At 32.0% G+C, this 12,569-nt stretch carries 10 protein-coding genes; 8 read left to right on the plus strand and 2 right to left on the minus strand.

From position 1 onward, the window contains the following. The first annotated feature begins 2 nt into the window (after window positions 1–2). The 8 genes from Q4Q34_RS15250 (at window position 3) to Q4Q34_RS15285 (ending at window position 9,694) form a co-directional block, all read left to right on the plus strand. A complete protein-coding gene (locus tag Q4Q34_RS15250; protein ID WP_303315420.1) occupies window positions 3–1,874 on the plus strand; it encodes a heparinase II/III domain-containing protein in 1,872 nt (623 codons plus the stop codon). A 223-nt stretch (window positions 1,875–2,097) separates the two neighbouring features. Beyond that, entirely contained in the window at window positions 2,098–2,589 is a 492-nt protein-coding gene (locus tag Q4Q34_RS15255; protein WP_303315418.1) for an RNA polymerase sigma factor, read from the plus strand. After that, window positions 2,573–3,229 carry a hypothetical protein gene (locus Q4Q34_RS15260; RefSeq protein ID WP_303315416.1) on the plus strand — a complete coding sequence of 219 codons (657 nt, stop codon included), beginning with the start codon at window positions 2,573–2,575 and terminating at the stop codon, window positions 3,227–3,229. The genes Q4Q34_RS15255 and Q4Q34_RS15260 overlap by 17 nt, the downstream gene beginning before the upstream one ends. Window positions 3,230–3,720: 491 nt before the next feature. Further along, window positions 3,721–5,133 carry an alpha/beta hydrolase family protein gene (locus tag Q4Q34_RS15265; RefSeq protein ID WP_303315413.1) on the plus strand — a complete coding sequence of 471 codons (1,413 nt, stop codon included), beginning with the start codon at window positions 3,721–3,723 and terminating at the stop codon, window positions 5,131–5,133. A 4-nt stretch (window positions 5,134–5,137) separates the two neighbouring features. Beyond that, the gene (locus tag Q4Q34_RS15270) at window positions 5,138–5,962 is read left to right on the plus strand and encodes a M23 family metallopeptidase (RefSeq protein WP_303315411.1); all 825 of its coding nucleotides are present in this window, start codon (window positions 5,138–5,140) and stop codon (window positions 5,960–5,962) included. A 3-nt stretch (window positions 5,963–5,965) separates the two neighbouring features. Continuing rightward, window positions 5,966–6,505, plus strand: a complete 540-nt coding sequence (locus Q4Q34_RS15275) for a GNAT family N-acetyltransferase (RefSeq protein ID WP_303315409.1) — start codon at window positions 5,966–5,968, stop codon at window positions 6,503–6,505. 139 nt (window positions 6,506–6,644) lie between these two features. Continuing rightward, window positions 6,645–7,508: a helix-turn-helix domain-containing protein gene (locus tag Q4Q34_RS15280; protein ID WP_303315407.1), complete on the plus strand. Its 864-nt coding sequence runs from the start codon at window positions 6,645–6,647 to the stop codon at window positions 7,506–7,508. A 323-nt stretch (window positions 7,509–7,831) separates the two neighbouring features. Beyond that, on the plus strand, window positions 7,832–9,694 hold the full coding sequence (locus Q4Q34_RS15285; RefSeq protein WP_303315405.1) for a glycoside hydrolase 5 family protein: 1,863 nt from the start codon (window positions 7,832–7,834) through the stop codon (window positions 9,692–9,694). 1 nt (window position 9,695) lies between these two features. On the opposite strand, the gene Q4Q34_RS15290 is transcribed toward Q4Q34_RS15285, so the two are convergent. Both Q4Q34_RS15290 and Q4Q34_RS15295 read right to left on the minus strand, forming a co-directional pair. After that, window positions 9,696–11,015, minus strand: a complete 1,320-nt coding sequence (locus Q4Q34_RS15290; RefSeq protein ID WP_303315403.1) for a glycoside hydrolase 5 family protein — start codon at window positions 11,013–11,015, stop codon at window positions 9,696–9,698. A 1-nt stretch (window position 11,016) separates the two neighbouring features. Then, window positions 11,017–12,567, minus strand: a complete 1,551-nt coding sequence (locus Q4Q34_RS15295; protein ID WP_303315401.1) for a glycosyl hydrolase — start codon at window positions 12,565–12,567, stop codon at window positions 11,017–11,019. Window positions 12,568–12,569 lie beyond the last annotated feature (2 nt).

Here is a 12,569-nt window from a genome sequence, read left to right on the forward strand (position 1 = left end):
CAATGAAATTAAAAACACTTTTAAATTTATCAATAGTTACCGTGGCATTGATAATGTCTTCCTTTGTTGGCGGTCAGGAAAGCCTTCCTATTCTCGACAATCCTATGTCTACACGATATTTTCAAAAAAAACTTAGAAAAAGCCTTCCCCGTTTAGTTTATACAAAGGAAAGTGTTAAACATGTGAGAAAAAAAATAAAAACAGATTCTGTTCTTCAAAATATGTATGCTGCTATTAAATTGAATGCAGATGCCATTTATAAAGAGCCACTTTTAGAATATATTATAGAGGGTAGGCGCTTGTTGGATGTATCTCGAGAATTATTATACCGCATGAATATGCTAGGATTTGTTTATTTGATGGAGAATGATGAAAAATCGTTAGCTCGTATTAATGACGAATTATTAACTGTGTGCAATTTTGTCAATTGGAATCCTTCACATTTTTTAGATGTAGCAGAAATGGCTCTTGGGGTTGCTATTGCTATTGATTGGACGCAAGATAATTTGCCAGAATCTACCATACAATTAGCTAAAAAAGCATTGTTGGAAAAGGCAATTCTTAAATCGTGGCCCAAAAAAAATAAAAAATGGGGAATTGCTTATGGTAATACCAATTGGAATCAAGTATGTGCAGGTGGGTTAGTTGCAGCATCAATTGCCATTGCTGATGAAAACCCAGAACTAGGAGTTAAAACTATCCACAGAGTACTGGATGGTCTCCCAAATGCTTTAGCTACTTATGGTCCTGATGGTAATTATCCAGAGGGAGCAACCTATTGGGATTATGCAACAGCCTACTCGGTAACAACAAATAGTATTTTTCAGAGCGCTTTTGGTACCGATTTTGGGAGTTATGATGTGCCTGGTTTTAAGGAGAGTGCCAAGTTTAGACTGCTAAGTGAATGTCCTTCGGGTTTCTACTTTAACTTTTCAGATTGTAAAGATGAACAAAATGCTAATGGCAATTCTAGTCTTGCCTGGTTTGCAATGAAATCAGGAAATGAAGCTTTTTTCAAGAAAAAAAGTTTTTTACAGCCTTTTGACAAAATGGATAAACTTTCGCGATTTGATGGTATTGCTATGTTATGGTTAGCCAAATATAAGAAGCGATTTTTCAAGGGTATTCCAACGGCTTGGAAAGGAGATGGTAAAAACCCTATAGCTATTTTTAAATCTCATGCAGAAGATAAGAATCAATTTTATTTGGGTTGCAAAGGGGGGAGAGCAAGCATAAGCCATGGTAATATGGACGCGGGTTCTTTTGTATTTGAATTAAATGGCATACGTTGGTCTATAGATCCGGGCGTTCAAGGATATCATGAATTGGAAAAAGAGGGTTTTAATCTTTGGTCCAATGCACAAGATGGTGATCGGTGGACATTACTAACGAAAAATAACTTTGGGCATAGTACTCTGACTATTAATAATGAATTATTTTTGAATAATGCTTTTGCTCCTTTAATTAATTTTAAGGAAGGAGATAAGCCAGAGGCTAGTTTTGATTTGAGCTCTGTTTTTGGAAAAAACATTAAAAAAGCACATAGGCGATTTCTAAAAGAAAGTACGACTTCGTTATTAATTGAAGATGATTTAGAAGTTTCAGATAGTACAAAATTAATAACGTGGCAAATGATGACAACTGCCAACGTCAAAATTGTTAAGGAAGGCGCCATTCTTAGTCAAGGAGGTAAGAAATTGAGACTTGAAAATATATCGCATCCAAATATAACTGTGTCTATAATATCCCTTTACCCTTCCCCATTAAAATTAGACAAGCAAATTGAAGGATTAAAACGTATTGAAATACGAATTCCTGCTTGGATTATAGAGTCAAGGAAAACAAAAATTAAAGTTAAACTGTCAGAGTTTTAAATGTTAATAATGAAACTTATACTTCGAATTTGCGTATGTAGTTTGTTTTTTAGGCAAGTATTACAATTCTAAACCAGAGCGTTAGAAAGTGAATGACGGCAAAAACTAATAAATTCTTTTAGAGTTTAATCAGGGCCACCACTTCTAATGGTGGATATTTATTAAATTTCTAGGGTAGGTGTGATTATTTGTAAATCTTACCACTAATCAACAAAAAGCAAACGTGAGTAACGATTTTTATACATCAGTGATATTGCCCAATGCAGGAATTATTATTAAAATATGCAGGGCGTACACAGATACTCAAGAAGATTTTGAAGACTACTATCAAGAAGTGTGCTTGCAAATTTGGAAGAGTAGAAATAAGTTTTTAGGACAGTCAAAATGGTCCACCTGGATCTATAGGTTATCCTTAAATGTGTGTTTAACACTAACTAAAAAGAAAAAAGTAACTACAAATAATTTTTCTTCAGATGTACCAATAGAAGTTATTGAAGATAGTAATCAAGAATTTACAGATAAGTCTTTGGAGCTTCTTTTTAAGGCAATCAAGCAATTGTCAGAAATTGACAGGGCGGTTGTTTTACTCTATTTAGAAAAAAAATCATATCAAGAGATAGCAGAAATTATTGATACAAATCACAATAATATAGGCACAAGAATTAATAGAATCAAAAAACGATTAAAAAAAATATTAGATGGAAAAATCAATTGAATCAATTTGGGAACAAGGTTTTCTAAATAAAGAAGCTTTAATAGTTCCAAAACTTAATAATTTATATGAAAAAAAGTCAATTAGCTTAGTCGAAAAATACAAGCGCATGTTTAATAAAAATATGATGTTACTTTCATTAGCATCAATTATTTTGTTGGTTTTTACATTGTTAATTGGCATGCCTTTTATGGGTATTCCTATGTTCGTCATTTTAAATGTTATGGTTTTAATAGATAAGACGTTCGCCAATAAATTAAATCAAATAGACAATACGAAAACATGCTACCATTACTTAAAAAAGGTAAAAACATGGATGGATCATAAAACATCTGTAAATAGTATGCTAGCAAGAGTTTTATACCCATATATGTTTATATCCATGTTTTTAGGGTATTGGTATTTTGATTTAAATGGGACAATAATAGGAAAACGGGTGGTGTATTTATTATCAGAATATTATCCTAATATTGCTTTGGTTTTTGGTTTTCCACTTTGCATACTACTCGTAGTTTTTGTTGTAGCAATAGCCTTATCCTATTTAGGTAAAAGCATATATCTATGGGATTTAAAATTAGGCTATGGCAATATTTTAAAAAGAATAAATGATTTACTTTCAGATATTGAAGAGCTGAGAAATTAGATAAGAGAATAGTTTATAAATGATCTTTTTGAAAACTATTATTATCAAAATGTAAACTATAATTTACATTTGTATAAAAATAAACTACAAAAATCTATAAATCATGAAAAAATCAGATGCTTTTCTCTGGATAAAATTTCGCTTTTATATGGTGTGTTATTTACAATATTTGCTATGACTTTTACATAACCTTATAGAGAATGAAAAACCTTATAAAAGTAGAACGTGCCAGATATAACTTATCTCAGTCTGCTCTAGCTGATAAAGTAAACGTAACTAGGTAAACTATACATGCTATTGAAAAGGGGCGTTTTGTTCCATCAACTGCATTGGCAATGAAAATTGTATTTGTTTTTAAAATGAAAGTAGATGACCTTTTTGAGTTAGAACAGTCAGATTGGGATTAAATATAACAAAACAGGCATTGTAACTAAAACCATACTATAGTGACATATTAACAATTACAATATGAAAATAACAACAAAACAAATATGAAAAAATCGTTGCTTATAATTACTATAGCATTACTCACTGTATTATCAACTTACAGTCAAAATATAGAAGGAAAATGGAACGGAATTCTTGATATAAATGAGGTGCAACTTAGAGTAATATTCAATATTTCTAAAAATGACAAAGGATATACTGCTACTATGGATAGTCCAGATCAAGGAGCAAAGGGTATACCGGTTAGTCATATTAGCTTTAACAATTCCAAACTAATTATTAAAATATCCAATGTAGGTATTAACTATCAAGGTGAATTCAATAGTGAAAAATTTAAAGGGGTTTTTAAACAAAATGGGTATGAAATTCCTCTAACCCTATCAAAAAAAACAGCAAAGAAGAAGTCTGTTAAAAGACCTCAAAACCCAATAGAACCATACCCTTATTACACAGAAGAAGTAACTTTTACCAATCCAACGGCTAATATTTCATTATGTGGGACATTGTCATTACCAAAGAAAGAAGGTGTTTTTCCGGTTGCAATTTTAATTTCAGGTAGTGGACCACAAAATAGAGATGAAGAAATAATGAGGCATAAGCCATTTCTTGTGATAGCTGATTATTTAACAAGAAATGGTATTGCTGTATTACGATATGATGACCGGGGAGTGGGGAAATCTGAGGGTGTTTTCCCAAAAGCTACGTCGGCAGATTTTGCAACCGATGTAGAAAGTGCTGTTGCTTATTTAAAAGCAAGAAAAGAAATAAACAAAAACAAAATTGGATTAATTGGTCACAGCGAAGGAGGCATGATTGCCCCTATGGTAGCTTCAAAATCGAAAGATGTTAGTTTTATAGTGCTATTGGCTGGAACAGGTATGTCCGGAAAAGATATATTGTTGTTACAACAACAAGTGATTTTTAAAGCTGGAGGCATGCCGCAATCTAAAATAAGCAAAATAACCCAAAGCAATAGTGAAGCCTATGAATTGATTATAAATTCAAAAAATGATAACGAACTAAAAACAAATTTATCTACAATAATTGAAAAAAGCTTTAAGCAAACCAATCGCTATATAAAAGCAAATGAAGAAGACAAAAAGGAACTTCTAAGAGCTCATAAAAAAAATAGTCTCGCACAATTCTTGAGCCCCTGGATGAAATACTTTTTAAAATATAATCCAATAGATGATTTAGAAAATGTAAAATGTCCTGTCTTAGCACTTAACGGAGGGAAAGATTTACAGGTTCCTCCAATAGAAAACATTGAGGCTATTAAACAAGCCTTATTAAAAGGGGGCAACAAACAGGTAATTACAAAAATTTACCCAGAGTTAAACCATTTATTCCAAGAATGCCAAACAGGTTTAATTAAAGAGTACGCAAAAATTGAACAAACGTTTTCTCCTGTAGTTTTAAAAGACATAAAAGAATGGATTATAAATCAACCGAAATAGAATTATGAGTACTAGGAAAAATATATGGATGTGTTTTTATCTGGTTCTAACAATACTAAGCTGTAATCAAAAAAGTTTACCCCAAAAGAAAGCCTATTCCTTTTATCATAACAGTAAAATAGAATATTTAAAAGATTCAGTTGTAATAAAATTGAACAACCCAATTAATGCACCATTAACGTATTTTTTAAGTACAAAAAGTAAAACCTTAAAAAATATCTTAAAATCGTTAGACACGATAACCCTAAGACCTTTACAGGACAGTATAATTGTTTTAAATTTCAAGAACAACGGAGATAAAATTAATTTAAAAAACGTATTAGGGAATCCTTCCTTGCAAATAAATAAATACCCCATTGCATTGCCTTTTAAAAATAATTCTGAGTATACCATTATTCAGGGCTACAAAGGTAAGTTTTCGCATACCCGAAGATATTCATATTATGCCATAGATTTTAATTTGAAAATTGGTGATACAATTTGTGCCAGTGACAATGGGTATGTGGTTGGAGTATTAGATAAGTACTCGGGATATGGAAATAGAGAATGGATGGATTACGCAAATTTCGTAACGCTTTACCACCCTAAAAGTAATTTGTATACCCAATATGTTCATTTAAAAACCAACGGAAGCTTAGTAAAAGTAGGAGATACAGTTAAAATTGGTCAACCCATTGCTATAAGCGGAATGACGGGTTTTACAACGATACCTCATTTACATTTCAATGTTCTAAAAGCTACGCCTACTGGATTAATTTCAGAAAAAATCAGTTTTATTGAAGGGTATAAAGGAGTAAATCTTAAAAAAAATGATATTGTAAAAAAGTAAATCATGGAATTTGATAATTATTCTATCAGAAAATTAAATAGTAACGATGTACACAACTATTTCCAACTTCTAGAAAATAACAGGGACAGACTGAGAGAGGTATTTACGGATACAGTTTTAGAAACGACTACTATTGAAGACACTAAAGTATTCCTGTCCAAAATGAAGGAAAGAATGGAAGGAGACAATTACCTCCCGCATGTTGTTATAGAGGAAAAGACTACTAAGTTTATAGGCTTTATTGATGTGAAACATATAGATTGGAATATCCCAAAAGGAGAATTAGGCTTATATATTGATAAAGATTACTCAGGAAAAGGAATTATGACAAAAGCTCTAAAACTATTTTGTGAGTATGCTTTTAATAAATATCATTTTGCAAAATTGTTTTTAAGAACCCATACAAAAAATATCTCCATGCAAAAAGTTGCCGAAAAATGTGGGTTTCAAAAGGAAGGCGTTATAAGGAAAGACTACAAGACCACTTCTGGGGAAATAATTGATTTGGTGTATTATGGTAAACTAAATTCAAATCAAGATTGACTAATGTATTTGGTCTAATTTATTGATTTTGAATTAGTTGTGTTGAGTGTCGGGTAAATGTCGGGTGAATACCAGCTTGATTTTTTGAACTACTGAATTTTTGAAAGTAAAATTGCTAACGATTTTAAATTTCTAAACAATGAAACAACCAGAACTAGGCAAGAAAATTTTAGAATTACGTATAGCAAAAGGCTTGACACAGGAAGAGCTTGTAGAGAAATGTAATATCAGCGTAAGGACGATTCAAAGAATTGAAGCAGGGGAGGTCACACCAAGAAGCCACACATTAAAAGCTGTTGCAGCAGCCCTAGATAGTGAGTTTAGTGAAATTGTAAATAAAAAACACACTTTTATCGACTTGGCAAATGAATGGATAGAGCGTTTTTTGCTTAATGATTCTGTTACCGCCAAATCATCCGATTTTTTTATCAAAGAACTTAACATTGCCGGAATATCTGCAATCATTTGTTTTGTAATTGGCTTTTTAGAAATGGCATCCGATTATTTTCTTTATAACCAGAATAGAATAATTTTTAGTACCCCCTTTTTCATTTTAGTAAAAATTATTTCTACAATCTCTTATATTTTTTATCAGCGTGGGTTTATCATTATAGGAATGCTTTACAAAAATCATCTACTAAAGCTAGTTGCTTTTATTTTTATGATTTTAGTTGCATTCATAAATAGCTATGAAATCATTTCAATATTTACAGAATCTGTAGAAAGAACATTTATTGGCTACTTCTTTAGTATTACACTTGGTGTTTTGTGCATAGTTGCTGGGGTAGCTATTCTCAAATTAAAAAAACATGTTGGGAAAGCGGCAAAATATGATGGTATGTTACTTATAATAGGTGGATGTTGTACCGTCTCTGTTATTTTTAATTTGATCGGGTGGATATTATATATTCCTATAAACATTTTAGAGATTATCATTCTTTTCAAAGTTGTGGTAAACTTAAAAAAACAGGCGCCTTCAACCCTAAACGGTTTTAATTCCTAAAAACAGATAAAATGTATAAAAACACACTCAATATTTTACTAGGTTTTCTATTATCAATGACGTTAATAGCTCAAAATAAAACGAATAATATTTCAAAAATTATTGCTAGTCAAAGTCATAAAAATGACGACGCCAGTCTTTGTTTAATCTGTGTAAAATATTCACAACTATATGCTTATAATGGAAATATAAACCAAACATTATATACAATACTATCAATCTCATAAATTATTTATTCAATTTCTTACTTTAATTTTTTAATTACTTCTTTATCTAATAACTTGTCTTATATACTGCAACTCGTATAGAATAAAAATTAGATTATGAAGAAATTTTATCTCGTATTTGTGTCAATTATGTTTTTAAATTCATTTTTGACTAATAGCCAAGGTTTTAAAAATTTTATAACAGTAGAAGGCAATCAACTTTTAGATGGCGATAAAACATTTAGATTTCTTTCTTACAATGTTCCCACAATGAATTATGTGGAGGACAATATGGACTTTGAAGAAACAAATCCTTATGGGATTCCTTCAGAATTTGAATTGAGAGATTTATTTGAAACCTTGAAGTTGGTTGGGGGTAATGTTGCAAGAACATACACTATTCCTGTTAGAAATAAAAACTTCCCGGCAGAATCTGTCACCTATGTAGAAGGACCTGGTAAGTTCAATGAAGAAGCTTTCAAAGCCATGGATACTGTTCTGGCTTTGGCTAGAGAATATAAAATCCGACTTATTATTCCATTGGTTAATAACTGGGAGTGGATGGGTGGTCGTCCTAATTATGCCGATTTTAGAAATAAAAATAAGGATGAATTTTGGACAGATAAGCAATTGATAAAAGATTTTAAAAAGACGATTAAATATGTTTTAAATAGAACAAATACAGTTACCGGTATAAAGTATAAAGACGATAAAACCATCATGGCTTGGGAGTCTGGAAACGAATTGCAAAACCCACCAGCATGGGGTATTGAAATTGCCAGATATGTTAAAAGCATTGATAAAAACCATTTATTTATGGATGGATTTTTTGCTATACATGATGGTAATAAACACAGTACTTTTGTACAGCAATATTCAATAGACGAACCAGCTATTGATATTATTAGTACACATCATTACGAACCTTCTTCAATACTCATGATTGATAATTTGAAGAAAACCGTGGCTTTGGTAAATGGTAAAAAACCCTTAATGATCGGAGAATTTGGTTTTATTGGCGTTTTCGGTATTAAGGAAGTTTTAGATTATGTTATTGATGAAAAAGCTCTTTGTGGAGCACTTATTTGGAGTTTGAGACGTCACGATTCTAGTGGTGGCTTTTATCATCATACCGAACCTTTTGCAACAGTTTTGTACAGAGCTTATCATTGGCCTGGGTTTAAAGATGGTGAAGTTTACGGAGAGCGCGAAACTTTAAAATTATATAGAGAAAAGTCTTTTGAAATTAGAAATTTAGATGTGCCAGATATAACGGCTCCTAAGCCCCCTAAGCTTTTGGATTTTTCTGAAACTCCTAAATTCAGCTGGCAAGGATCGGCAGGAGCGAGTGGTTATGATATAGAAAGAAGTCATTCTGAAGACGGTCCTTGGGACATCATCGAACATAATATTGATGATGTTGACACGCCTGGGTTTGATTTGTATAGTGATGAAAGTGCTACTATAGGCCAAAGTTATTATTACCGTGTTAGGGCATTAAATCAAGCAAGGAAATCTGAGCCTTCTAATGTTGTTGGCCCTATTGAAATTAAGTATCTAACTCGAGTGGATTATGCCAAAAATTTAATGGCTTTAGAGCGGCAGAAAGGTTTAGAAATAAAAACTGGAGATTGTAGATCTTATAAAGAAGCTTTTTCTAGAATGCATGGAGAGAAAAAAGCCGAAGGTGTTTATGTTATACCTGCTCGCAATTCATTTAAAGAAATACGTGTTTTTAATTATGAGTCTTCCAAAGAACCCAATGTATCTTTTTATAGCTCAGAGAACGGAATAGATTATCAAGAAATTAGTTTTGATGTTGACGAATACAAATCTAATGAAGATAATTACGATTATTTAGTGCCAAGAAAGTATGTTATAAGTAATAGTCTTGTTGACTCTAACAAACAAATCAAGTATATCAAATTTAAAGCTTCTGATACAATAGATATAGTTAGAGTAGAATTAGAATACCAATAAGTTACTCGGCTATCTCAAAATTCGCTTTTTTGATTATATTTAAAGTAGAATAATCGGAAGCAAAAACGGTGTTTAGTCCTTGTGGTTCTTGTGGGGGATCTCCGGTAAAATCATCACCCTTTTCCCATTTATCATGATTAGGATTAGCTATTCCGTAGCCACCAAACCCCCAGAAGTTAAGACCTGCTAGACTTTTATTTGATTTATAATGGTCTAAAACTTTATTTATTATGGCCTCATAAAATATATTTCTGTACTCCACAGAAGCATATGGGGCATTACTTTCTTTTGCTCTTGGAAAACCAAATTCTGACATCACTATGGGCTTGTTTAGTTTTTCCGCTACAACAATATGTTCATTCATATATTCATAAGCTTTTTCGATAGATTTTTGCAAAGTTTCCTTTTCATTATCAGAATCGTACCAGCCCCAATTTTTAGGCCACATATGCATGGTTAAGTAATCTATATCTTTATTGGTATGAAGCCGTTCAAACATATCTATGTCATCCAAATAGCTGTGACTTCCTTCGGCACCAGTAGAAATTAATTGATTTGGCGCTAATGTTTCAATAATATTAACCGTCTCGTTCAACCATTCTGCAAATGCTTTTTCGTGGCTAGGCTCTACTAAAACCCTTGGTTCATTAGCCACTTGCCAAGACATTACTGTTTTGTCTTCGGTATACTTAATACCAGAATAGCTATTTGTTCTTCCAATAATAAATTTTACGTGCTTATAATAGGCTTCCATACAGGGTTCGCAACTATGAAATTGCATGGTGTACCTCATATAATCATCCCAAGAATATTCTTCTAAAAACGGGTTTGGTACGGTGCCATAACCGTTCCATTTTAAGTATTCTGACATGCCTCCAGACCAAATCCAGTTATTATTTAGATAGAGTACCGCATACATGTTTCTTTTTCGCATTTCATGCATTAAAAAATCTAAACCATCTAACAGGTTTTCATTATAAACACCCTGTTCTGGTTGTAAAGTAGGATATACTTTATAATCATCACCATCGCCTTCGGCACCAACTAAAATTCTTAAATTATTAATACCAATATCTTGTAGTAAATCTAACTCACTTATTAAACGCTCACGATTACCAATATTTTTAGCACCCAAAAGTGGGCCATACCAATAGTTTGTACCAACAAAATAATAAGGTTCCCCATTGAGGAAAAACTGAGAATCTTTTACGGTTATGAAACTCGAAGTGTTGGCATTAGATTTAACAGCTGAAGATGTACTTTTACAACTAGACAACAGAAATATTGTCAATAGGTTTAATAAAATGATTCTATATTTCATATTAATTTGGTAATTTGTAAAGTGATGGCAGTTCATTTTGGAGTAATGTATTAGGTTTATTTGCAAACAGAATAAAATCATTTGCATTAGAATGACTAGGTGTTGGTACGCAATACGATTCTTTAATATTAGACCAGAACATCATATAACCTAGTTTTACATCATTCTCAGTTATGGAGTTATATAAGTTCTTAGAATAGAAATCAGCAATGGGCTCATTAGTTCCTGGGGTTACAAAAAAGCATGATTCTGTGAGCGCTGCTATTTTAACCTTTTGTTTAGCAAGGGAAGTAAGTATTTTTAATTTAGCATTAACTTGTGTTAACCCCATATCACCTTGATTAAAATCGCCATAATTATCCATTCCCAAAATATCTACATAATTATCTCCAGGGTAGCGTTCTAGATATTCGGCATCGGTATTAAAATTCCTGTCGGATGCATAAGCAAAAAGCATATTATTAACACCTTTAGTGTTTTTTAGGTAATTTACAGTAAAGCGCCATAAATCTATAAATTCTTGGGGTGTACAATAATCTTTACCCCACCAAAACCAATTGCCATCAAACTCATGAAAGGGTCTGAATATAATCGGTATAAGCTTGCCGTCATTACCAATTAAACTATTACACACTTTCGCTATTTTATCTAATTTCGATTTATAATAAGCGTGGTTTTCTCCACTTGGTAAAATACTTTTAAAAGCATTGGTTTTTTGAAAATCGGTCATGTTACTTGTGTAGAAATGATCACCTTCATAAGGTTCTCTCATGTGCCACAAAAAGGTATTCACCATGCCTTTGTTGTAAGCTTCAATAGCATTTGATTTTATCGTTTGTTCTTGATTGTAAAACCAGTTTCCTGAAGTTTCATTATTCATGTCATCGGTAATAAACATAAAATCCGAGCCTAATAAACCAGGGTCATTACCTGTGGTTTTTTTCATATCTGAAATACCGGAAGCATCATCAAAAAAAGAACTAAAAGCATCTTGTTGCCCTATAATAAAGCTCGTTCTGGCTATTTTATTTAGGTGATAAAAAAGGGCTATAGTTTCTGGAGTTGCATTGGGGTTTACAACATAAAATCTAGCTTCAGAAGGTGATAACAAAAATTCCTCAGCTTCATTGGTAATGTTTATTGATGCGGTTATAAGTGTCCCTAGTTTTACGATTTCACTATCCACACGATCTAATGTGATTTTTACTGTCTCAATTTCTTCTGATTCAGAATCGTTAATTATAGTTATAGGAATTTCAGTGCTTAAAGTATTTGTTGCAATTGTCGCTTTTTCTGGGATTTCATTGTAGTCTAGACCATTTGTTGCATTTCCTTCTACGGTATAAAATACCGTAACATCTGTATCTAAACTTTCTGATAATCTAATCGTGAAGCTACTATGCGTTTGAGGTTCTGAAGCATTACTTGTATTAGAGGTAATAGTGATAAATATCTTTTTTTCAATCACTTCTTCTTCAATACTTGCATCTTTAGAACATCCCATGACTAGAATTACAAATAATAAAACAATATGTTTAAATCCTTTTTTCATTT

The sequence above is a fragment of the Flavivirga abyssicola genome, assembly GCF_030540775.2.
Classification (GTDB): Bacteria; Bacteroidota; Bacteroidia; order Flavobacteriales; family Flavobacteriaceae; genus Flavivirga; species Flavivirga abyssicola.

Excerpts from the sequence above, each read along its gene's own strand:
- Q4Q34_RS15275 (WP_303315409.1), top strand. The coding sequence starts at position 5,966 with ATGGAATTTGATAATTATTCTATCAGAAAATTAAATAGTAACGATGTA.
- Q4Q34_RS15295 (WP_303315401.1), bottom strand. The coding sequence starts at position 12,567 with ATGAAAAAAGGATTTAAACATATTGTTTTATTATTTGTAATTCTAGTC.
- Q4Q34_RS15260 (WP_303315416.1), top strand. The coding sequence starts at position 2,573 with ATGGAAAAATCAATTGAATCAATTTGGGAACAAGGTTTTCTAAATAAA.
- Q4Q34_RS15285 (WP_303315405.1), top strand. The coding sequence starts at position 7,832 with ATGAAGAAATTTTATCTCGTATTTGTGTCAATTATGTTTTTAAATTCA.
- Q4Q34_RS15250 (WP_303315420.1), top strand. The coding sequence starts at position 3 with ATGAAATTAAAAACACTTTTAAATTTATCAATAGTTACCGTGGCATTG.
- Q4Q34_RS15265 (WP_303315413.1), top strand. The coding sequence starts at position 3,721 with ATGAAAAAATCGTTGCTTATAATTACTATAGCATTACTCACTGTATTA.
- Q4Q34_RS15270 (WP_303315411.1), top strand. The coding sequence starts at position 5,138 with ATGAGTACTAGGAAAAATATATGGATGTGTTTTTATCTGGTTCTAACA.
- Q4Q34_RS15290 (WP_303315403.1), bottom strand. The coding sequence starts at position 11,015 with ATGAAATATAGAATCATTTTATTAAACCTATTGACAATATTTCTGTTG.
- Q4Q34_RS15280 (WP_303315407.1), top strand. The coding sequence starts at position 6,645 with ATGAAACAACCAGAACTAGGCAAGAAAATTTTAGAATTACGTATAGCA.